Below are 21,382 nucleotides of genomic sequence, written 5' to 3'. Positions count from 1 at the left end.
ATTAGATGAAAGTGGTGCATGTCGTTCGTCAATTCCATCCCTCCATCGGTGGCATGGAGGAGGTGGTGCTCAACATCGCGCGACAGCATCGCGCGGTGACGGGCGACGACGTGCGCGTCGTGACGCTGGATCGCCTGTTCACTGCGCCGGCAACGACTCTGGCGCGGGATGCACACTACGAGGACCTGCCGGTCACCCGCATTCCGTATCGCGGCTCCACCCGCTATCCGCTGGCGCCGTCGGTGCTCGCTGCATTGGCGTCGGCCGATCTGGTACATGTCCACGGCATTGATTTCTTCTACGACTTCCTTGCCTTGTCACGGTTGCTGCATGGCAAGCCGATGGTGGTGTCCACCCATGGCGGGTTCTTTCATACCGGGTATGCGTCGCGGTTGAAGAAGGTGTGGTTCAACACCTTGACCCGCGCCTCGGCGTGGGCGTACGAGCGAGTGATCGCCACCAGCGAGAACGACGGTGAACTGTTCTCCCGCGTGGTGGCGCCGGCGCGGCTTCGTGTCATCGAGAACGGCGTGGACGTGGGCAAGTATGCCGGGCAGGGCGGCACCGTTCCCGGACGCACATTGCTCTATTTCGGTCGCTGGTCGGTCAACAAGGGATTGATGGAGACGCTGGATCTTCTGCAGGCGCTGGCTGCACTGGATCCGGCCTGGCAATTGATCATCGCGGGCCGCGAGTACGACTTCGACGAGGCCGATCTACGTGCCGCGATCGCGGTACGTGGCCTCGGGTCGCGCGTGAAGTTGCATGTTTCGCCATCGCAGGAGCAGCTACGGCTGTTGATGCGGCAAGCGCAGTTCTTCGTCTGTCTGTCCCAGCATGAGGGTTTCGGCATTGCGGCGGTGGAGGCGATGAGCGCGGGATTGATCCCGGTACTGAGCGATATCCCGCCGTTCGCGCGCCTGTTGAACGAGTCCGGCCAAGGCGTCATGGTGGACCGGAACGATCCCATCGGAGCTGCCGCCGTTGTCGAAAAGCTGGCGCAGGTCATCGCCCAGGATTTCGAGCAGCGCCGCAACGCGACCATGGCGTACGTGGAGCGCTACGACTGGCGGCACGTGGTCGGGCGCTATCTCGACGAGTACCGCGCGGCGCTCGGGCATCCCGCCCCGCGGGAGGCATTGCGATGAATGCCTTGTCGATGACGCGCGATGCGACGCTCCCGGCAATCACCGTGCTGTTCTCCACCGAGGCACCCGGTGACAAGACCAATCCTTATCTGACCCAGCTCTACGACGCCTTGCCGGAGCAGGTGACGCCACGTTTCTTCTCGATGCGCGATGCACTGCTGTCGCGCTACGACGTGCTGCATCTGCATTGGCCGGAGTACGTGCTGCGGCATTCCTCGCGGCTCGGTACATGGGCGAAGCAGGCGGCGGCGGCGCTGTTGCTGTTGCGGCTCAAGCTGACCGGTACGCCGATCGTGCGCACGTTGCACAATGTCGCCCCGCACGAGGATCGTGGGGTGGTCGAGCGCATCCTGCTCGGCTGGATGGACGGGATGACGCGGCGCTGGATCCGCATCAATGCCGCAACGCCGGTACGTGCGCCCTTCACCGACACCATCCTGCATGGCCACTATCGCGACTGGTTCGCGAATGCGCCGCGCATGCGCAGCGTGCCAGGCAGGTTGCTGCATTTCGGCCTGATTCGTCCCTACAAGGGTGTCGAGACGCTGCTTGATGTGATGCAGGACGTCGATGTTCCAGGCGTGTCGCTGCGTATTGTCGGCAATCCAGCCACACCGCAGATGCGACAGCGTGTGGAACAGGCCTGTACGGGCGACACGCGCATCAGTGCTTTGCTGGCCTATGTGGAGGAGCCGGCGCTGGCCAGCGAGGTCGGGCAGTGCGAACTGGTGGTGCTTCCGTATCGGCAGATGCACAACAGCGGGACCTTGCTGCTGGCCTTGTCGCTGGCGCGGCCGGTGCTGGCACCGTGGAGTGAGGCGAACGCTGCGTTGGCCGAGGAGGTCGGCCCGGGCTGGGTGTTCCTGTACGAAGGCGAGTTCGATGCGGCCCTGCTGACGGCGACGCTGGACAGGATGCGCAACACGCCCCGCGGCGATGCTCCCGATCTCTCGCGTCGCGATTGGCCAGGTATCGGTCGTCAACACTATCGGACTTACCTTGAAGCATTGGGCCTGGACGGAGACGCGGCACGATGAGTGCTGAATCGTCCCGGATCACCGCTCCCCCGCGCAGCCTGGCGTCGCGTGCGGCGGGTGGTGCAGCGGTAACGATGGTCGGGCAGGCGACCAAGATGGTGGTGCAGTTCGGCGGCATCGTGCTGCTGGCGCGGCTGCTGACGCCGCACGACTACGGCTTGATGGCGATGGTCACCGCGATCGTCGGCGTTGCCGAGATCCTGCGTGATTTCGGTCTTTCTTCCGCTGCGATCCAGGCCCGGGAGGTCAGCCGCGAGCAGCGCGACAACCTGTTCTGGATCAACAGCGGCATTGGCCTGGTGTTGTCGGTCGTGGTGTTCGTTTCGGCGCAGGCGATTGCCTCCTTCTATGCCGAGCCGGTGTTGGTGACGATCTCGCAGGCATTGGCAGTGACGTTCCTGCTCAATGGCATGACCACGCAGTATCGCGCTCATCTCAGCCGGGGCCTGCGATTCGGGCAGGTGGCGTTGAGCGATGTCGGCGCCCAGATCGCCGGACTCGTCGCCGGCGTGGCCGCCGCCCTGCTGGGCTGGGGCTACTGGGCACTGGTGTTGCAGCAGGTCGTGCAGGCATTCGTGAATCTCGCCATCGCCGTGGTCTGCGCACGCTGGTTGCCACGTGGTTACCAGCGTGATGCACCGATGCGCAGCTTCCTGAGCTTCGGCTGGAACCTGATGGCGGCGCAGTTGCTTGGCTATGCCAGTCGCAATGTGGGCCAGGTGATCATCGGTGCACGTACCGGCGCGGATGCGCTCGGGTTGTACAACCGTGCATTCCAGCTGTTGATGATGCCGCTCAACCAGATCAATGCGCCGGCTACGACGGTGGCGCTGCCGGTGTTGTCGCAGCTGCAGGACGAGCGCGAGCGGTTTGGCGCGTTCCTGCTGCGCGGGCAGACGGTGATGGTCCATCTGATCGTCGCGCTGTTCGCGTTCGCCTGCGCACAGGCGCTGCCGCTGATAGTTCTGTTGCTCGGCGAGCAGTGGCGTGATGCGGTGCCGTTGTTCCAGGTACTGGCGCTGGGCGGCATCTTCCAGGCCGCAGCGTATGCGGCGTACTGGGTGTTCCTGGCCAAGGGGCTGATGCGTGAGCAACTGGTCTATTCGGTTGCGGCGCGAGTATTGCTGATCGTCTGCATCCTCGTCGGCTCGCTGTGGGGCGTGATGGGAGTGGCGGCCAGCTATTCGCTTGGTCTGCTGCTGCTGTGGCCTCTGTCACTGGTGTGGATCGGGCGGGTGTCCGATGCGCCGGCGATGGCGCTGTTCACCAACGGATTGCGCGCCTTTGTCGGCTATGGCCTGGCCGCCGCACTGTCCTGGTATGTGTCGTGGCGGATCGGTGGATCGCTTTGGCAGGTACTGGCGATCGGCAGCGCGGTGATGGCGCTGGGCTGCATCGCCGTGTTCCTGGCTTGGCCGGCATTCCGCCGCGACGTGCTCGCCATCGCCAGCATCCACAAGTTGCTCCGCGAAACCCGGGGGCGCTCATGACCATCGTTGCCCTTCTTCCGCAATCCATGGGAGTCCAGCCGTGAACGCGATCCGCACCGACATCCCAGCCTCGCGGCGTCCGCGCTATCTCGTGCTGTCCGCGCACGACTATCGCACCCCACGCCGCGCCAACATCCACTTCATCACCGATGAGTTGGCCAAGCGCGGACAGACACGGTTCTTCTCGCTGCGCTACAGCCGGCTGTCGCGGATGAAGGGCGACATGCGTCTGCCGCTGGACGGCACCGCCAATACCGTTGTCGAGCACAACGGGGTCGAGTGCTACCTGTGGCGAACGACGGTGCATCCGTTCAATACGCGCCGGCCCTGGCTGCGGCCGGTCGAGGACGCGATGTTCCGCTGGTATGCCTCGCACCCGCCAAGCGCGCTGGTGGACTGGATCCAGCAATCCGACGTGATCGTGTTCGAAAGCGGTTACGCGGTGGCCTTCATCGAGTTGGCCAAGCGACTGAATCCGCGTGCGCGACTGGTCTACCGCGCCTCCGACGGACTCAGCACGATCAACGTGGCATCCTGGATCGAGCGGACCTTCGATCGGGTGGCGCCGACGATGGACGTGATCGCGCTGGTGTCGCCGGCGATGGCGGTGGAGATCGCCAGCTGTGACAACGTGTTCCACGTCGGTCATGGCGTCGATCACAACCTCGAACAGCTGGGCGATCCGTCGCCGTACGCGGAGGGGATCCACGCCGTTTCCGTGGGTTCGATGTTGTTCGATCCCTTGTTCTTTGTGATTGCAGGGCGTGCTTTCCCCGAGGTCACCTTCCACGTGATCGGCTCGGGCATGGGGCGGCACCCGGACTATGGCGAGAACATCATCGTCTACGGCGAGATGAAGCATGCCGAGACGATCCGCTACATCAAGCACGCGCGCTTCGGCATCGCGCCCTACGCGTCCGAGCAGGTGCCGGATTACCTCGCCGACAGCTCGATGAAACTGCTGCAGTACGACTTCTTCGGGTTGCCGGCGGTATGTCCGCATCGCGTGGTGGGTCGCTACCAGGCACGCTTCGGCTACACACCAGGCGATGCGGAATCACTGGTTGCCGCGATTGGCAAAGCGGTGGCCGCACCGCGTGTGCGCCATCGGCAATGCCTGAGCTGGGCCGAGACCACCGATCGCGTGCTCAATCCAACCGCGTACCCGGAAACCCGGCTTTCGCCGATTGCAGGCGTTGCGGATCGAACCGATCTGCGCGCAGTACCCGTTTGACCGTACCGCCCGTTTCCCCCATCCGCCAGAAAGGAACCCGATGCCGAATCCGTTGCTGCAGAAATGGCTCGATCACAGCGAGCGCCAGGCTTTGTACTGGTGGCAGCCCAAGAGCGGCCGCATCAACATGGGCGATTACCTGTCCAAGGTGATCGTGTCCAGTGTGTTGGCGCAGCGCGACAAGACACTGATCGAGAAACGCCAGACCGGCAACAAGCTGATCGCGATCGGCTCGGTGCTGCATTTCGCCAACACCGGCGACACGGTCTGGGGCAGCGGTATCAACGGCAAGATTCCGGCTGAACGCAACGCCTTCGGCATGCTCGACGTTCGCGCGGTGCGTGGCCCGAAGACGCGCGAGTTCCTGCTGGCCCGCGGTATCTCGGTACCGGAGGTCTATGGCGATCCGGGTCTGCTGATGCCGAAGTTCTTTCCTGCCGATGCGCTCGGTCCGCCGCGTCCGCGTCGCTTCGTGATCGTGCCGCACTTCAATGAGCCGAACGAGAAATACGCCGCCTGGTCCGAGCACCTGGTGTTTACGGAAGGCAAGCCAGCCGCCTTCGCCAGCCGCTTGCTGGGTGCCGAACTGGTGGTCAGCAGTTCGCTGCACGGGCTGATCCTGGCGGAGGCGTATGGCATCCCGGCGGTGTATCTGGACTGGGGCAATGGTGAAGACCGTTTCAAGTACGACGACTACTACTTCGGTACGGGGCGAACGAAGTGGCATGCCGGCAACAGTGTGGAGCAGTGCCTCCAGCTCGGGGGCAACGGCAGTTTCGACCTGGCGCGATTGCAGGCCGGATTGCTGACGGCATTTCCGTATGACTTGTGGTGACCCCGATGAACAGCAGCACGTCCGCTATTCGAAATGATTTCCGCATGGATGGCCTGCGCATGTTCCTGCAGGCCCGAAGCCACAGGGACGTGACGCGCCGCCGGGCGCATGCAATGGCAAGTTCGCATCGCAGTCAGGACGGACCGTCCCTCCACCTTCGAACGGATTGAGCGTCATGCCAAAAACATTGCTACATCGCATGCTCGAAAGCGCCGAGCGTCGCGCGTTGTTCTGGTGGCAGCCGCGTAACGGGGAAGTGAACGTTGGCTCGCACCTTTCGAAAGTCATCGTCAGCTCGATGCTGGCGCTGCGCGGGAAGGAGCTGATCGACAAGCGTGATCCGACGCGTCGCCTGTTGGCGACGGGTTCGATCCTGCATTACGCACGGCAGGGCGATGCGGTCTGGGGCAGCAGCGGAGACAGTCGGGTCATGGCCGAGATGGATGCGATAACGCATCTTGACGTGCGCGCCGTGCTGGGTCCGCGTACGCGCGATCTGCTGCTGGAGCGCGGTATCAAGGTGCCGGAGGTCTATGGCGATCCTGGCCTGCTGATGCCGCGGTTCTTCCCGTCCGATGCGTTGGGACCGCGCCAGCAGCGTCGCTACGTGGTGGTTCCGCATTTCAACGAGCCGGCGGTGAAGTACAAGGATTACGCCGAGCACCTGGTGTTTCCGAACGTCAAGACGATCACCTTCGTGCGCAAGCTGCTGGGCGCGGAGCTGGTCGTGAGCAGCTCGTTGCATGGCCTCGTGTTGGCCGAGGCCTACGGTATCCCCGCCGTGTATCTGGATTGGGGAAATGGCGACGATCGCCTGAAATACGACGACTACTACCTGGGCACCGGGCGCACGCAATGGCACCTGGGACGCTCGGTAGAGGAATGCCTGGCGTTTGGAGGGAACGCCTCGTTCGACCTGGCCGCCGTCCAGGGACGGCTGCTGGATTCGTTTCCCTACGATCTATGGTGACCCCCATGACTGACAAATACCGTGGAACCCGCGTATCGACATTGGAAGACGACGCGCCGATCGTGCGTGGCCGGTTCGAAGTTGGCGAATTCGTGCCGTTGGGCGGCTTTCCCATTCTGTCGACCACCCAGGATGCGTTCACCGAGGATTTGTTCCGGGCGATGCAGCGGGGCCAGCGTCGACGGGTGTGCTTTGCCAATACCAATTTCTTGGTGAAGTGCCAGGCGTTGCGCGGGCGGATGACGGGGCCGTCGTGGCGCATCGTCAACGACGGCATCGGCATGGACCTGGGAGCGCTGCTGATCCATGGCCGGCGTTTCGCCCAGAACCTCAACGGCACCGATCTGATCCCGCATCTGTGCAGGCGTTCATCGCGTCCGCTGCGGTTCTTCCTGCTCGGCTCTGGTGCGGGAATCGGGTTCGAGGCCGCCGATCTGCTGCGCGACATGGGGCAGGAGATCGTCGGCACCTGCGATGGCTATCGCGAGTTCGCGGCCGGCGAAGACAGCCTGGTCGATCGCATCAATGCCAGCGATGCGGACGTGCTGCTGGTCGCGTTCGGCAATCCGCTGCAGGAGCGCTGGATCGTCGAGCGCAGCACCCAGTTGCGCACGCCGCTGGTCTTCGGCGTGGGTGCATTGCTGGATTTCCTGTCCGGCAATGCTCAGCGCGCACCGGCCTGGGTGCGGCGTGTCCACGGCGAATGGTTGTTCCGCCTGTTCAACGAGCCGCGGCGATTGATCAAGCGCTACAGCTGGGATCTGCTGTCGTTCTTCGCGGTCTGCCTGCGTTCCGGCAAACGTGTACCGAGGAAGATGCGTGCCAGTGCCTGAGTGGGTTAGTGGTGTGGGGCGGAGACATCGGCGTGCGAGGTAAGATCGGGCGATGAACGAAGCCGCCTCCGATCTGATCGCACGCCTTGCCCTGGAACCGCATCCCGAGGGCGGGCACTACCGCCGCATCTACGAATCGCTGTCGCGTAGCCACGGACGCCCGGCCGTTACCGGCATCCGTTTTCTGCTCGCAGCGGGCGAGGTCAGTCGCTGGCATCGCGTCGATGGTGATGAATGCTGGCACTGGCAGCAGGGCGACGTGCTGGAATTGCTGACGTTCGACGAACGCGCTGGTGGTCTGCAGCGGCAACTGTTGGGGCCGGATGCGGTGGACGTCCAGCCGATGCGCGTGGTGCCGAGCGGGGTCTGGCAGGCCGCGCGTCCGCGTGGCGATTTCACGCTGGTGGGCTGTACGGTTTCGCCCGGTTTTGTCTGGGAGGGCTTCCAGTTGATGGCCTCCGATGACCCGCTGGTCGCGCCGCTGCGCGAAGCCGATGCATGGTTCGATGGATCAGTGGCAACGATTCGCTAACGCTGATGCATGCGGAATCCGGTAGTTTCGCGTCCGGATTCGTCTACGGGCCAACAGGGGGCACCGCATGAAGCAGGGATGGGGCATCGCATTGTGGCTGGCAGCGTTCGCTGCGTGTGCGCAGACCTCCGAGTCCACGCCGGTCGCGGCGCCCGCTGCGCCGATCGTGGACCTGAATGCCATGGTCGTGCACGGCGTGCAGCCCGGCCCCGGTCTTTGGAAGGTCAGCAAGGGCGAACACGTACTCTGGATTCTCGGTACGGTGGCGCCGTTGCCGAGCAACATCGAGTGGAAGCCGGACGAGGTCGAGACCGTCATCGCAAACTCGCAGCAGATCCTGCTTTCGCCCTCGTTGGCGTTCGAGGCCGATGTGGGGTTCTTCGGCAAGCTGGCGCTGGCACCGTCGGCGATGAAGGCGATGAAGAACGAGAATGGTGCCGAGCTGCGCGACGTCCTGCCGGCAGACCTCTATGCGCGCTGGCTGCTGCAGAAGCCGCGTTACCTGGGGCGCGACGGCGGTGTCGAGAAGAAGCGCCCGATGGTCGCGGCAGGCGAACTGTACGAGGCAGCGGTCAAGAAGTCCGGCTTGGGTCGCAAGTCGCCGATCGGGCCGGTGGTGGAGAAGGCCGCCAAGAAGGCGGGCATCAAGCTCACCGCGACCCGGCTGGAAGTCAAGGTCGAAAACCCGAAGGCGGCGATCAAGGAATTCCGCGCCGGCGGCATGGACGATGTGGCGTGCTTCCGCAGCGTGCTGGGGGCGGTCGAACACGATCTGCCGACGATGGTCGAGCGTGCCAATGCGTGGTCGGTGGGCGACATCGAAGCGTTGCGACGCTTGCCGCGTGAAGACCCTCGCAGCGTCTGCACTCGCGCCCTGTCGGAATCGGGCTTCGCCAAAGGACGCGGCTATGGCGACCTTGGCGAGAAGCTGAGGCAGCACTGGCTCGCGCTCGCCGAAGCTGCTTTGCAGAAGAACAGCAGCACGTTCGCGCTGCTGCCGATCAGTGAGCTGCTCGCGCCGCAGGGCTACCTGGAGCGGCTACAGGCGCGTGGCTATACGGTAGAAGCGCCGTGACCGGCCAGTACGCATACGCGCCTGTCGCGCAGCGCCTGTTCCCGAGCGGAGCTTGCTCTGCTGAAGCCTTCTCGGGACCGTTCCAGCCGAGCAAGCTCGGCGCTACGGAAGCTGGCTGCTAGCTCGCCGCGCTGAGCGGGTTGCTGGCCACTGCGAGCGACGGCCAGCGGCGCAGTGCCGCAGCGCGGATGCCGGGGGCATCGAGACCGGCTTCGGCCAGCAGATCCTCGCGGCTGGCGTGGTGCTGGAACGAATCGGGCAGGCCCAGGTGCAGGACCGGCAGCAGGACGCCTTCGGCATTGAGCAGTTCGGCCACGCCGGAACCGGCACCACCGGCGACCACGTTGTCCTCGATGGTGATGAAACCCTCGTGGGTCCTGGCCAGTTCCAGCACCAGTGCGCGATCGAGCGGCTTGACGAAACGCATGTTGACCACCGTCAGCCCCAGCTCGCGACCCGCCTGCTCGGCGGCGGGCACGGTGGCGCCGAACGCAAGCAGCGCGATCCGCGAACCGGAGGCGCGCAACTGCGCCTTGCCGATCGGCAGGCTGGAAAGGTCGTTGCCCGCTGCGATCCCGGGTCCGGTACCACGCGGATAGCGCACCGCCGCCGGTCCCCGATATTCCATGCCGGTGGTGAGCATCTGCCGGCACTCGGCTTCATCGGCCGGTGCCATCACCACCATGTTGGGTACACAGCGCAGGAAGCTCAGGTCGAGATTGCCGGCATGGGTAGCGCCGTCCGGGCCGACCACGCCACCGCGGTCGATCGCGAACAGCACGTCCAGTTCCTGGATCGCCACGTCGTGCACCAGCTGATCGTAGGCACGCTGCAGGAAGGTCGAATAGATCGCCACGACCGGCTTTGCACCCTGCGTGGCCATGCCGGCCGCCAGCGTCACCGCATGCTGCTCGGCGATCGCCACGTCGAAATAGCGCTCCGGATATTCCTTGCTGAAGCGCACCAGGCCGGAGCCCTCGCGCATCGCCGGCGTGATGCCCAGCAGACGCGGCTCGGCCTTGGCGGCATCGCACAGCCAATCGCTGAAGACATCGGTATAGGTCGGTTTCTTCGTGCCGCCCTTGGCGACCAGACCCTTTTCCGGATCGAACGGACCGACCGCGTGATAGCCGATCTGATCGCCCTCGGCCAGCTCGTAGCCCTTGCCCTTGGTGGTGATCACGTGCAGCAGCTTGGGGCCCTTCAGGCCCTTGAGCGTCTTCAGCGTGGCCAGCAGCGCGGGCAGGTCGTGGCCGTCGATCGGGCCGGTGTAGTGGAAGCCCATCTCTTCGAACAGCGTGGACGGCACGAACATGCCTTTCCAGTGTTCTTCCCAGCGTTTGACGAAGCGCGCGGTGGCGTTGTTCTTCTTGTCGCCAAGAATCTTCTTGCCACCCTCGCGGATCGCGTTGAGGGTGCGGCTGCCGCTCATGCGGCCGAGCATCTTGGTCAGCCCGCCAACCGCCTCGGAGATCGACATGCGGTTATCGTTGAGGATCACCAGCAGGTTCGGCTCCGGCTCCATGCCGCCGGCATGGTTGAGCGCCTCGTAGACCATGCCGGCGGTCATCGCACCATCGCCGATTACCGCGACGACCTTGCGCTCATCACCACGCTGCTGCGCGGCGATCGCCATGCCGAGCGCGGCCGAGATCGAGGTCGAGGAGTGGCCGACGCCGAAGGTGTCGTACTCGCTTTCCTCGCGCTTCGGGAACGGCGCCACGCCGTCCTTCTGCTTGACCGTATGGATGCTGTCGCGACGCCCGGTGAGGATCTTGTGCGGATAGGTCTGGTGGCCCACGTCCCACACCAACTGGTCGACCGGCGTCTGATAGAGGTAGTGCAGGGCGACGGTCAGTTCGATCACCCCCAGCCCCGCGGCGAAATGGCCGCCGCTGCGACCGACCGACTCGATCAGGTAGGCGCGCAGTTCCTCGGCCACAGCCGGAAGCTCGGCCTCGTCGAATTGGCGCAGATCGTCGGGGGTCTGGATACGCGCCAGGCGCGGGTAATGGCTGGGATCGATCATCGTCTTGGCTTTCAGCTGAGCCGGCATTTTCGCCCCCCGGGTCGTGATGGGGCAAGCAAGCCGGTTCAGGTGTCAGCGCGGGGTGATGAAGACGGTTGTCGTGGAAGCAGCCGTTGCGGAAGAGCCTGGCCGGGCAAGGAGCCCGCCGGTACAGGTGTTGCGGCACTTGTCGACCGCCATGTGTGGATGCCGCGGTGACCCTGAATCAGGGGCGATGGCCGCGAGGCATCAACCGATTCGCCGCAATGCTTTCCGAGGCAGTTGCGCCTTCAGGAACGCCATCTGGTCGGCCAGGATGTTGCGGTTGGACAGGATCAGGTGCTCGATCCAGCTCGGCCGATAGGGCACCGCCAGCAGCGGCATGTTGGCCTGCTGCGGGGTGCGGTTGGATTTGCGCGAATTGCAATGGAAGCACGCGGTGACCACGTTTTCCCAGGTATCGCGGCCGCCCTTGGAGATCGGCATCACGTGATCGCGGGTCAGGTGCGGCCGGCTGAACTGCTGGCCGCAGTACAGGCACAGCTGCGAATCGCGGGCGAACAGCGCGGTGTTGGTCAGCGAGGGCGTCGGGTCGAGCGCGCGCGCATGGGCATGGCCGCGCGCGGCGATGATCGGATGCAGGTCGAGGACGCTGCGCTCACCGGTCGCACGTGAGATGCCGCCGTGGATCTGCAGGCAGGGTTCGCCGAGCGTCCAGGAAACCGCGTCGCGGGCATACAGGCAGGCAGCGTCCTGCCAGTTGATCCAGTCCAGTACCCGGCCATGCGCATCGAGCGAAAGGAATCGCATCGGGCCGATGGGACGGGGAAGTCGAGAGAACTCCGCGGAGGCGGAAAGCACCGGTGCTGCAGGGGCTCCGGTGTCGATCAGATTACGCGAGGTAGTGTCTGTCTCCATCGGGAAGACAGCTTATACCTGATTGTTGACAATTTGTGTATCGATTGATCCCGGATATCGGGACAGCTCCCGTAGGAGCGGCTTCAGCCGCGATGGGGCTTTCCCATCTGAATCCCCGCACATGGATGTGCGGGCTTTTGCAGAGAGGCCTGCGCGAAAGCCTCATCGCGGCTGAAGCCGCTCCTACAGGGAGCGAATGTCAGCCAAACAACGCCTCATCCAGCGCCATCAGCGACTTGGCGCCGGCGCGGATATTGGCGGCGTGCGACAAGGTGCGCGGCAGGAGGCGAGCGAAGTAGAAGCGCGCGGTTTCCAGTTTGGCGCGCTTGAAATCCTCGCCATGGTCGGAAGCGTTGGCGGCGGCGACGCTGCGTGCCCACCAATAGGCCAGGGCCACGTAGCCCGAATAGAACAGGTAGTCGTAGCTGGCCGCGCCGAGCTCTTCCGGATTCTTCGATGCACGCTCCAGTACGTCGCGGGTCAGCATCGCCCACTCGCTGGCCTTGTCGCGCAGCGGCTTGAGGAATTCCGCCAGTGCCGCATCGCCTTCGTGTGCTCGGGCGAACTCCTCGACTTCTGCCAGGAACAGCTTCAGGCCGGCAGCCTGGGTCGAAGCGGTCTTGCGGCCGATCAGGTCCAGCGCCTGGATGCCGGTGGTGCCTTCGTACAGCGTGGTGATGCGGGCATCGCGCGCCAACTGCTCCATGCCGTGTTCGCGGATGTAGCCATGGCCGCCGAAGCACTGCAGCGCGTCGTAGGTGTTCTCGATGGCCCATTCGGTCTGGCAGGCCTTGGAGATCGGCGTCAGGAAGCTCACCAGCGTATCGGCGCGTTCGCGCTCGGCCGGATCCGGCGAGCGGTGGGCGACGTCGATCAACGTGGCCGCGTGCAGCGCCAGCAGGCGGCTGCCCTCGGTCAGCGACTTGATCGTGAGCAGCATGCGGCGCACGTCGGGCTGCACGATGATCGGGTCGGCCGGCTTGTCGGGGAATTTCGCGCCCGCCAGCGAACGCGATTGCAGGCGCTCGCGGGCGTAGCGCAAGGCGTTCTGGTAGGCACGCTCGGACAGGCCGATGCCTTGCAGGCCGACACCCAGGCGCGCGGTGTTCATCATGGTGAACATCGCCTGCAGCCCCTTGTGCGGTTGGCCGACCAGCCAGCCTTGGGCGCCATCGAAGTTCATCACGCAGGTGACGGAACCCTTGATGCCCATCTTGTGTTCGATCGAACCGCAGTGCAGCGCATTGCGCTCGCCGACGGCGCCATCGCGGCCGACCTTGAACTTGGGCGTGACGAACAGCGAGATGCCTTTCGCGCCAGGCGGCGCATCGGGCAGTTTGGCAAGCACCAGATGGACGATGTTGTCGGTGAGGTCATGCTCGCCGGCGGTGATGAAGATCTTGGTGCCGGTGATCGCGTAGCTGCCGTCGGCGCTGGGTTCGGCGCGGGTCTTGAGCAGGCCCAGGTCGGTGCCGCAGTGCGGCTCGGTCAGGCACATCGTGCCGGTCCAGCGGCCCTCGATCAGCGGCTTGAGGAAGACCTCCTGCTGCCAGGCTTCGCCATGATGCTTCAACGCCTCGACCGCGCCGTGCGAGAGCAGCGGGAAGTTGCCCCAGGCCAGGTTGGCGGCGTTGACCATCTCGTTGAGTGGCACGCCCAGCGTATGCGGCAGGCCTTGGCCCCCGACCTCCGGCGATGCGGTCAAACCGGTCCAGCCGGCTTCGACGAACTGGTCGTAGGCCTGTTTGAAGCCCGGTGGCGTGGTCACCTCGTGGGTGCCCTTGTCGAAGGCGCAACCGATCTCGTCGCCGACGCTGTTCAGCGGTGCCAGCACGTTGCCGGTGAAGCGCGCGGCCTCATCAAGCACCGCATCGATGATGTCGCGGCTGGCCTCGGTGTAGCCCAGGCGTGAGAACAGGGCTTCAGTGCCAAGCACGTCGTACAGCGCGAAACGCAGATCGGTAAGGGGTGCGGAATAGCTGCTCATGATGATCCTGGAATCTATGGCGTGTCCGTAAGGCCGGACTGGAGATCAGCGCAGGACGCCATCCAGGCCTGGGGCCGGACTGAGCGTGTTGCGTGCATCGATGTCGAATTCGCGCTGCTTCTTCTCTTCGGGCGTCGCCCAGACCTTGCCCTTCAATTGGTAAGGCAGCGAGCGACGGCCGGCGAGCACGTCGGCGATGGTGAGCTTGGCGAACGAGGAGGGCTGCAGCGAGACCTGCACGACATCGGCGGTTTCCGGACCGATCGAGATGCCTATCGCCTGATCGAGCTTGCCGGCACTCTGGTCACCGATCAGTACGTCGAGCGAAACACGGTCGAACTGCATCGGGATGCTGCTGTAGTTCTGCAGGCGCAGCTCCAGCGACCAGTTGCCGTCGGGCCGCACGGTGAGTTGCTGGATGCTGGCGGTGGGCTCGGATACCCGTCGCACCATGCCGCCGCCGCAACTGGTCAATGCCAGCGCGATGAATGCCAGGATCAAGCCTCGGTAAAGACGCATTGCCGCATGCCCCTCGGTGGCTGAAAAACGGCCTCAAGGATACTACGGCGTATGGGGCGATGGCGTGGGCTGCGATGGCGGGCGAGGGGACTGGGCGTGCTTTGGATTCAGCGGGCGTGGGAGGGGGAAGAGCAGGTTGCTTATCGATCGATGCGGTGCGAAACATCCGGGCCGGCGGTCCCCGCTGCAGGGCGAGGGACGCCACGCGTTCTGGTTCGTTCGTCTTCATCGATGAGGGCTGGATGAGTAGGGGATATTGGCGTGGTCGCTGGTGATGCCGATCGGTCGGCTCGGGTGCCATGGCATGACGTGCTAGGCAGCGATCCTGACGCCGTTTCCGTGCTTCGTTGGGAGCGTCATTGACGGGGATAAGCCGCCCGAATTTGTCGTCGTGAAGGCAAGTTGCACGCAAAGGCTTGCTCAATCCGCGAGTGGTCGCTATCATGCGCGTCCTCGCAACGCAGGCACTGCATTGCGGCGAAGTGGCCGGGTAGCTCAGTTGGTAGAGCAGGGGATTGAAAATCCCCGTGTCGGGGGTTCGATTCCCTCCCCGGCCACCATGAAATTCAAGGGCTTGCAGAGATGCAGGCCCTTTTCATTTTTTCTGGTCTTGCAGCGTTTTTGAGCCGGATTCTATAAACGCGGAATGCGCGCTATCCATTCGGAACTTTCTGTCCGTCGGTGTTCATCGTGCCGCTGCCTGTTTGCTTTCTACGCTCGGAAAGCCTACCGTGGCGGGGCTGAGTTACAAGGGTCACCATTGAATCGTGGCCTGCTGCTGTAGATGAATTCTTACTACATCGTTGTACCCGCTTCCCTCCTTGCAGCCAGCTCCTGCCGCCATGCGGCCTTCAATTACTTTGCTCCAAGGAGAATAACGATGTCCCAGACTCAAACCGGTACCGTGAAGTGGTTCAACGACGCCAAGGGCTTCGGTTTCATCAGCCCGGAAAGCGGCCCGGACCTGTTCGTGCACTTCAAGTCGATCCAGTCCTCGGGCTTCAAGAGCCTGCAGGAAGGCCAGCGCGTCTCGTACGTCGCGGTCAATGGTCAGAAGGGCATGCAGGCCGAGCAGGTCCAGGTGCTCTGACGCTTCTGCGTTGAAAAAAGCCCGGCTCAGGCCGGGCTTTTTTTTGTGCCGTGGTTGCTTCACTTGCCGTGGGCCGGCGTGGCGGTATCAGGTATGCCGGCTCAGCCAGCGATCAAGCTGATTGGCGAAGGCCTGGCGATCACGGGCATTGAAGGCGGCGGGGCCGTCTGTTTGCACGCCGGCGCCGCGAAGTTCTTCCATGAAATTGCGGACCGAGAGGCGCTCCGTGATATTGCCTGCAGTGTGGAACTCGCCGCGTGGTCCCAGGGCGTGTCCGCCTTTCTCGATCACGCGTGCGGCCAATGGGATGTCCTGGGTGATGACCAGGTCGCCGGGCTGCAGGCGTTCGACGATCTCGCTGTCTGCCACGTCGAATCCGCCTTGCACCTGCAGCGAATGCAGGTAAGGCGAACGAGGACAGCGCAGTAGTTGGTTGGCTACGAGCGTGAGATGGATGCGTGCACGCTCGGCCGCCCGGAAAAGGATGTCCTTGATTGCCACCGGGCAGGCATCTCCGTCTACCCAGATCCTTGGCGCGGCATGTCCGGGGTCAGTCAGGGGCACTCGTGCGTGTCACTGGCTGTCGGTAGGTGCGGGTGCCTGATCGGTTTTCTCGGCCTCGCGCGCAGCCTTTTTCTTCGCGAGTTTCTCGTCTTGCTGCTTCTTCTTCGCGATTTCGCGCTGGCGCTTCTCGAAGGAGTAGTTGGGTTTGGCCAAGATCAGGTCTCTTTGGTTGGTGGCAGGTAGATGGGGTGAGCGGGTTACAGCTTACGCCCGGAGCGGGTGGGCGGTCATCTCAGGAGCAAGGGGATGCCGGATTTGCGTTGCTCGGCATAGTCGGAACGCACGGCCTTGCAGTACGGCCCGTTCATCACGAACCGGCGACATACGCTGGGCCGGGTTTCGTAGATTCCGCAGTTCATGCGTGCGCCATCGAGGGCGACGCACCAACCTTCCTCATCGTGGGCCATGACATGCAGGCCGGTGGGAAGGTGGGTGGTGAAGTGGGAGGGGATACGATCTTCCGACTGCAGGACCACGGTCAAACGGCAACAGACAGCGTCGCACTTCATGCAGGCGGGAACAGAGGCGGGACGGGCTTGGGATGGTTTCATATCTGTTTGTTTGGCGCGACATGGGGCAGCAGTTGTCTGCAGTGCGAACGGTCGATCATCGCCATCCATGGAGCGGTGCGCTTCAGCCAGGGCGAGTTTTGTTGAGCTGAGCAGGGTCAGTAACGAGGACGATCCATGCGTCCGCCGACGGGGAACAGGCTCATCGTGGGTGGAATGTCCCGCATGGTGCTCCCAGAGGGTGTCATGCCGCGTCAACGGGCAGATCACGCGTGGAAGGGAGCGAATCGAAGGGCCGGTTGGCCGTGCGGGACGCGCAGAGCATGCGAGGGACTCGTGGCGCCCATCCTACACCAAGCGGTGTGCAGGCTCCCGGTTTGCGCTGCGGGAAGCGGGTGGATCATCTCGTGCTGAGACCACGAATCATGGTGATGAGCGCATGCCGGGTGTCTGCTGGCAACTGCGATCAAAGGGGAGTAAGGTCGATCGGACCGCCCTCCTTCCATTTCTTCCTGGGCTCCGTTGATCGCATTCGACGTCGTGCCGCTTGTTCTTCGCAAGCAGTGACCCAGGCCTTCAAGACAAGTCGATGTGCGGTCACCCAAGGGCCGGGTTGCGGTTTGCTTCCGTTCCGAGGGGCGCTTCCGAATGTGTTCCGCCAGCAGCGCTGTCATCGACCTGATGATGAGGGTCGTTTACCAACTGCGTCCGCGTCCGGCTGTCGAACTTGCGGCTTGTACAGGGTGCGATCTGCTCAGTCCCGACGGCGGCCAATGTGCCGAATGTCTGGTATCGGATCTGGGCGAGCTGCTTGGCGACAGTGCTTTGGCCCGTTCCTGGCTCTGCGCGCTGAAGGCAGTGGCCACCTCCGAAAAGCAGATTCTGGAGTGTGCCAGGAACATCGATTTCCGTTTCGAGGAGTCAAATTGAGATGGCCCATTACAAGAATCATCACGCGTCCAGCAAGGCATCGTCGGTGAGGATCTCCGAGAAGAGTCTCAGTGAGCAGATCGATGCTTTCCAGAAGTCCGGTGGAACGATCGAGGTGTTGGGCAATACGCCGGCCCTGCGTCGTACCCTCGCCAGATCGGAAGCGTTGGCAGCCGGCACCGCCGCTCCAGGCGAGCTTGCTTCGAATGACGGGAAGGAATGAAGGCATCTGGCAACGTCGGCAGGTTCACGTCGTATCCGGCGTGACGGGCGCAGGCTGAGCCCACCTGAGACGCCCTGAGGTGGGCAATGAACAAGGCGTGGAGTGTGGCGCTTGCGGTGTCGCTGCTGGCCGGGTGCGCGACCGGGCGACTTTCCGATCAGGAGCGGCTGGACCTGTATCGGGCGCACGCCGGTGCGCCGGTCAAGGATTTCCAGTACTTCGGCAGCCTCAATGGCTGGAGCAATCTGGGCGATGCCGCACTGGCGGTGTGGACCAAGCCAGGGACCGCCTATCTGCTGGAGCTGGCCGGGCCGTGCAACGACCTGGACTATGTGTCGACGATCTCGATCACCAACATGATGGGCCGCGTATCGGCGCGCTTTGACGATGTGATCGTGCTTGGCGGGCCGCGCAGCATCCGCATTCCCTGCCGGATCCAGAGCATCCGGCCATTGGACGTGAAGGCGCTGAAGCTGTCCGAACAGCAACTACGTGAAGCCAGGGTCGAGGAGCGGGCCCAGCAGCAGAACGGCGACGGTCATTGAGATGACCGCTGCCGGTGCGGTTCACTCCGCGTCGGGTGCCACGTAGCCGGCGGGTTTCTCGGCATCACGTACGAACAGGAACTTCTGCAGCTGTTCCTCGAGGAACGCGCGATGCTTGGGATCGCGTGGCGACAGCCGGTTCTCGTTGATCAGCATGGTCTGGTGGGCCAGCCACGCGGTCCAGCCGGTCTTGCCGATCTGTTCGAACACGCGCTTGCCCAGTTCGCCGGGATAGGGGACGTAGTCCAGGCCTTCGGTTTCGCGTTGTTCGTATTGGCAGAAGACGGTGCGGGGCATTCGTGGGTCCTTGCGCGTCGACGCGCTACAGGCCGTCGAGCAGTTTGCGGATCGGGGCCGGGAGGCCGAGCGCGACGAGGTCGGCGCGCGCCACCCAGCGCAGATCGTCATTGTCGCGCACTGCGTCGCGCGGGGCGACCTTGCGCAGACGCAATGGCTGCAGGTACAGCCGGTAATGGCTGAAGGTGTGGACGATCAGCGGCAATGTTTCGGCTGCGTCGTAGTCGCCCTTGATCTCGCGGGCGAACCATTCGCGCAGGCCGGCTTCGGTGTCGGCTTGCGGCAGCGTCCACAACGAAGCCCAGATGCCGGTGGGTGGACGGCGTTGCAGCAGCATCTCGCCGGCGCTGTTTTCCAGCAGCAACGCGATCGCCTCACGCTCAGGCAGTTGCTTGCCGGGCTTGGGCGTGGGCAAGGCTTCGACCTGGCCTTCGCGGCGTGCGATGCAGCTGTCCTGCAGCGGACACAGCACGCAGGCGGGCTTGGCACGGGTACACAGGGTGGCGCCGAAATCCATCTGCGCCTGGGTGTAGTCGGCCATGCGGCCAGCGGGCACCTGTTCGACGTGTGTCTCGGCCTGGGCCCACAGCTGTTTTTCCACTGCCGGCAGACCGGGCCAGCCGGTGATGCCGTGGTAGCGCGCGAGCACGCGCTTGACGTTGCCGTCCAGGATCGGGAAACGGTCGTTCCAGGCTTGCGAAAGAATCGCTGCGGCGGTGCTGCGGCCGATGCCGGGCAGTGCATGCAGCGCTTCGAAGTCGTGGGGCAGGTCGCCGCCGTGATGTTCGACGCAGGCCTTGGCGGCGGCGTGCAGGTTGCGGGCACGGGCGTAGTAGCCCAGGCCGGCCCAGTGCGCCATCACCTCGTCGGTGGAGGCGGCGGCGAGGTCGGGCAGGGCCGGGAAGCGTTCGATGAAGCGCAGGAAGTACGGGATCACCGTGGCGACCTGGGTCTGCTGCAGCATGATTTCCGACAGCCAGACGCGGTACGGCGTCCGTGGATGCTGCCAGGGCAGGTCGTGGCGGCCGTGCTGGTCGAACCAGGCGAGCAGGCGGTGGGCGTAGGGGATGGGGGGCTGGCTCATGCTGGCGGGCGGTGCGATGTGTCTGCGGGTGTGTAGGAGCGGCTTCAGCCGCGATGGGCTTTACCGGTAAAGCCCATCGTGGCGGCGTTGTCGGTAAAGCCCATCGCGGCTGAAGCCGCTCCTACATGGCAAGCATGGGCCGACATGACAAGCATGGGCCGAGGTACTCAGGTGCTGCCCAGCGCCTCGGGCAGCAGGGCGTCGACGAAGGCTTCCGGGTCGAATACGCGCAGGTCTTCCGGGCGTTCGCCGATGCCGGCGAAGCGGATCGGGATGCCGAACTCGCGTGCCAGCGCGAACACCACGCCGCCCTTGGCGGTGCCGTCGAGCTTGGTCACGACCAGGCCGGTGACGGTGACTGCGGCATGGAACTGGCGCAGTTGCGAGAGCGCGTTCTGGCCGGTGGTGCCGTCGATCACCATCAGCACTTCGTGCGGGGCATCGGGGTCGAGCTTGCCAAGCACACGGCGGATCTTGCCCAGCTCGTTCATCAGGCCGGTCTGGGTGTGCAGGCGGCCGGCGGTGTCGGCGATCAGGACCTGCGTGCCGCGCGCCTTGGCAGCCTGCAGTGCATCAAAGGCGACCGAGGCAGCGTCGGCGTTCTGGCCCTGCGCGATCACGGTCACGCCGTTGCGTTCGCCCCAGGCCTGCAATTGGGCGACTGCGGCGGCGCGGAAGGTGTCGCCGGCGGCCAGCATCAGGCTGTGGCCCTCGTCCTTGAAGCGCTTGGAGAGCTTGCCGATGGTGGTGGTCTTGCCGACGCCGTTGACGCCGACGGTCAGCACCACGAACGGTTTGGCGTCGTGGTTGATCAGCAGCGGCTTGGACACCGGCCGCAGCATGCCGATCAGGTCGGCGCGCAGCGCGGCCAGCAGGGCGTTGGCGTCAGTGAACTCGCGCGCCTTCATGCGCTTGCGCAGGTCTTCGATCAGGGCGGTCGTGGCCGGTACGCCGACGTCGGCGGTGATCAGCGCGGTCTCGATCTCGTCGAGCAGGTCATCGTCCAGGCGCGGGTTGCGCGAGAACAGGCCGCCGAAGCTGCGTGCGAAGGTGCTGTTGCGCAGGCGTTCGCGCCAGCCGGGTTTGCCGGCCGAGGCGGCGGGTGCGGCGTCGGCGGGTATCAGGGCATCGTCGGATGCGGCGATGGGGAGCTGCGCGGGTGGGACGATGGCCGGCGCGGTATCAGGAATCGCCGCGGTTGGAGCCGGTGTTGCAGTGAACGCTTCAGGCGCTGCGGCAGCCGGTGTCACCTCCGTCGGCACGACTGGAGTCGGCTGGGTCTCGCTGACCTCTGCGACGGTTGCGGTAACCGGCGACTGGGGGGGGCTTGCCAGCTGTGCGGGCGTTTCGACCGGGGCTTCCGACTCGGGAGCTGAAGGCGCCTGCGGGAACGCGGCAGCCAGGTCGTCAGAGCTGTAATGCGAGGTCCGTGGCGGGTCGCCGGCGGCGTCCTGGGGCTTCTTGCGGCGGAAAAAACTGAGCATCGGGCAGGGGGACTTGAACAGACCGACATGCTACCACCCGGGCTGAGGCGAGCCGTGCGCCGGGGGGCGG

The 21,382-nt window shown here is 64.5% G+C and carries 23 protein-coding genes and 1 tRNA gene; 14 read left to right on the top strand and 10 right to left on the bottom strand.

All coding sequences use genetic code 11. The features are described from left to right. The first annotated feature begins 5 nt into the window (after window positions 1-5). The 9 genes from AC3WJE_RS15530 to AC3WJE_RS15490 all read left to right on the top strand — a co-directional run bounded on the left by AC3WJE_RS15530 (window position 6) and on the right by AC3WJE_RS15490 (window position 9,154). Window positions 6-1,148 carry a glycosyltransferase family 4 protein gene (locus AC3WJE_RS15530; protein WP_493731722.1) on the top strand — a complete coding sequence of 381 codons (1,143 nt, stop codon included), beginning with the start codon at window positions 6-8 and terminating at the stop codon, window positions 1,146-1,148. Next, entirely contained in the window at window positions 1,145-2,185 is a 1,041-nt protein-coding gene (locus tag AC3WJE_RS15525) for a glycosyltransferase (RefSeq protein WP_493731721.1), read from the top strand. Before AC3WJE_RS15530 ends, AC3WJE_RS15525 begins: the two co-directional genes overlap by 4 nt. Further along, window positions 2,182-3,675, top strand: coding sequence for a lipopolysaccharide biosynthesis protein (locus AC3WJE_RS15520; protein WP_493731720.1), 1,494 nt, complete (start codon window positions 2,182-2,184; stop codon window positions 3,673-3,675). The genes AC3WJE_RS15525 and AC3WJE_RS15520 overlap by 4 nt, the downstream gene beginning before the upstream one ends. 40 nt (window positions 3,676-3,715) lie before the next feature. Next, window positions 3,716-4,909 carry a GumK N-terminal domain-containing glycosyltransferase gene (locus tag AC3WJE_RS15515; RefSeq protein WP_493731719.1) on the top strand — a complete coding sequence of 398 codons (1,194 nt, stop codon included), beginning with the start codon at window positions 3,716-3,718 and terminating at the stop codon, window positions 4,907-4,909. A gap of 40 nt (window positions 4,910-4,949) precedes the next feature. Next, on the top strand, window positions 4,950-5,744 hold the full coding sequence (locus AC3WJE_RS15510; RefSeq protein ID WP_493731718.1) for a polysaccharide pyruvyl transferase family protein: 795 nt from the start codon (window positions 4,950-4,952) through the stop codon (window positions 5,742-5,744). A 175-nt stretch (window positions 5,745-5,919) separates the two neighbouring features. Further along, window positions 5,920-6,714: a polysaccharide pyruvyl transferase family protein gene (locus AC3WJE_RS15505; protein ID WP_493731717.1), complete on the top strand. Its 795-nt coding sequence runs from the start codon at window positions 5,920-5,922 to the stop codon at window positions 6,712-6,714. A gap of 5 nt (window positions 6,715-6,719) precedes the next feature. Continuing rightward, entirely contained in the window at window positions 6,720-7,547 is an 828-nt protein-coding gene (locus AC3WJE_RS15500; RefSeq protein ID WP_493731716.1) for a WecB/TagA/CpsF family glycosyltransferase, read from the top strand. Window positions 7,548-7,599: 52 nt separating this feature from the next. Further along, on the top strand, window positions 7,600-8,079 hold the full coding sequence (locus tag AC3WJE_RS15495) for a cupin domain-containing protein (protein ID WP_493731715.1): 480 nt from the start codon (window positions 7,600-7,602) through the stop codon (window positions 8,077-8,079). A 67-nt stretch (window positions 8,080-8,146) separates the two neighbouring features. After that, window positions 8,147-9,154 (top strand): TraB/GumN family protein, encoded by a 1,008-nt coding sequence (locus AC3WJE_RS15490; RefSeq protein WP_493731714.1) that lies wholly within the window; start codon window positions 8,147-8,149, stop codon window positions 9,152-9,154. A gap of 118 nt (window positions 9,155-9,272) precedes the next feature. Here the strand turns inward: AC3WJE_RS15490 and dxs are convergent, their stop codons facing one another. The 4 genes from dxs to AC3WJE_RS15470 all read right to left on the bottom strand — a co-directional run bounded on the left by dxs (window position 9,273) and on the right by AC3WJE_RS15470 (window position 14,586). Further along, window positions 9,273-11,183, bottom strand: coding sequence for a 1-deoxy-D-xylulose-5-phosphate synthase (gene dxs / locus AC3WJE_RS15485; RefSeq protein WP_493731713.1), 1,911 nt, complete (start codon window positions 11,181-11,183; stop codon window positions 9,273-9,275). A 228-nt stretch (window positions 11,184-11,411) separates the two neighbouring features. Further along, a complete protein-coding gene (locus tag AC3WJE_RS15480) occupies window positions 11,412-11,972 on the bottom strand; it encodes an HNH endonuclease (protein ID WP_493731712.1) in 561 nt (186 codons plus the stop codon). A gap of 307 nt (window positions 11,973-12,279) precedes the next feature. Next, window positions 12,280-14,067 (bottom strand): acyl-CoA dehydrogenase C-terminal domain-containing protein, encoded by a 1,788-nt coding sequence (locus AC3WJE_RS15475; RefSeq protein WP_493731711.1) that lies wholly within the window; start codon window positions 14,065-14,067, stop codon window positions 12,280-12,282. Between the two features lie 45 nt (window positions 14,068-14,112). Next, a complete protein-coding gene (locus tag AC3WJE_RS15470; protein WP_493731710.1) occupies window positions 14,113-14,586 on the bottom strand; it encodes an LEA/WHy family protein in 474 nt (157 codons plus the stop codon). 484 nt (window positions 14,587-15,070) lie between these two features. Between AC3WJE_RS15470 and AC3WJE_RS15465 the strand changes: the two genes are divergently transcribed. Together AC3WJE_RS15465 and AC3WJE_RS15460 are read left to right on the top strand one after the other, a co-directional pair. Next, window positions 15,071-15,146: transfer RNA gene (locus tag AC3WJE_RS15465), tRNA-Phe, on the top strand. 320 nt (window positions 15,147-15,466) lie between these two features. Next, entirely contained in the window at window positions 15,467-15,676 is a 210-nt protein-coding gene (locus tag AC3WJE_RS15460; protein WP_493731709.1) for a cold-shock protein, read from the top strand. 87 nt (window positions 15,677-15,763) lie between these two features. Here AC3WJE_RS15460 and AC3WJE_RS15455 read toward each other — a convergent pair whose 3' ends face one another. The 3 genes from AC3WJE_RS15455 to AC3WJE_RS15445 form a co-directional block, all read right to left on the bottom strand. Beyond that, entirely contained in the window at window positions 15,764-16,240 is a 477-nt protein-coding gene (locus AC3WJE_RS15455; protein ID WP_493731708.1) for a YaiI/YqxD family protein, read from the bottom strand. A 9-nt stretch (window positions 16,241-16,249) separates the two neighbouring features. After that, a complete protein-coding gene (locus AC3WJE_RS15450) occupies window positions 16,250-16,393 on the bottom strand; it encodes a hypothetical protein (RefSeq protein WP_493731707.1) in 144 nt (47 codons plus the stop codon). A 74-nt stretch (window positions 16,394-16,467) separates the two neighbouring features. Continuing rightward, the gene (locus AC3WJE_RS15445) at window positions 16,468-16,749 is read right to left on the bottom strand and encodes a YkgJ family cysteine cluster protein (RefSeq protein WP_493731736.1); all 282 of its coding nucleotides are present in this window, start codon (window positions 16,747-16,749) and stop codon (window positions 16,468-16,470) included. A 648-nt stretch (window positions 16,750-17,397) separates the two neighbouring features. Here AC3WJE_RS15445 and AC3WJE_RS15440 point away from each other — a divergent pair. The 3 genes from AC3WJE_RS15440 (at window position 17,398) to AC3WJE_RS15430 (ending at window position 18,447) form a co-directional block, all read left to right on the top strand. Further along, window positions 17,398-17,679 (top strand): hypothetical protein, encoded by a 282-nt coding sequence (locus AC3WJE_RS15440; protein WP_493731706.1) that lies wholly within the window; start codon window positions 17,398-17,400, stop codon window positions 17,677-17,679. Between the two features lies 1 nt (window position 17,680). Continuing rightward, window positions 17,681-17,902 carry a hypothetical protein gene (locus tag AC3WJE_RS15435; RefSeq protein WP_493731705.1) on the top strand — a complete coding sequence of 74 codons (222 nt, stop codon included), beginning with the start codon at window positions 17,681-17,683 and terminating at the stop codon, window positions 17,900-17,902. A gap of 86 nt (window positions 17,903-17,988) precedes the next feature. Continuing rightward, window positions 17,989-18,447 (top strand): DUF6491 family protein, encoded by a 459-nt coding sequence (locus tag AC3WJE_RS15430; RefSeq protein WP_493731704.1) that lies wholly within the window; start codon window positions 17,989-17,991, stop codon window positions 18,445-18,447. A 21-nt stretch (window positions 18,448-18,468) separates the two neighbouring features. On the opposite strand, the gene AC3WJE_RS15425 is transcribed toward AC3WJE_RS15430, so the two are convergent. The 3 genes from AC3WJE_RS15425 to ftsY all read right to left on the bottom strand — a co-directional run bounded on the left by AC3WJE_RS15425 (window position 18,469) and on the right by ftsY (window position 21,312). Then, on the bottom strand, window positions 18,469-18,744 hold the full coding sequence (locus tag AC3WJE_RS15425; protein WP_493731703.1) for an oxidative damage protection protein: 276 nt from the start codon (window positions 18,742-18,744) through the stop codon (window positions 18,469-18,471). Between the two features lie 25 nt (window positions 18,745-18,769). After that, the gene (gene mutY / locus AC3WJE_RS15420; RefSeq protein WP_493731702.1) at window positions 18,770-19,828 is read right to left on the bottom strand and encodes an A/G-specific adenine glycosylase; all 1,059 of its coding nucleotides are present in this window, start codon (window positions 19,826-19,828) and stop codon (window positions 18,770-18,772) included. Between the two features lie 167 nt (window positions 19,829-19,995). Then, window positions 19,996-21,312 (bottom strand): signal recognition particle-docking protein FtsY, encoded by a 1,317-nt coding sequence (gene ftsY / locus AC3WJE_RS15415; RefSeq protein WP_493731701.1) that lies wholly within the window; start codon window positions 21,310-21,312, stop codon window positions 19,996-19,998. Window positions 21,313-21,382 lie beyond the last annotated feature (70 nt).

It is taken from the genome of Pseudomonas sp. GW821-FHT07E12, from assembly GCF_058986605.1.
Note: the sequence above shows the minus strand (reverse complement) of the source record. Positions and strands in the feature narration are given on the sequence as shown.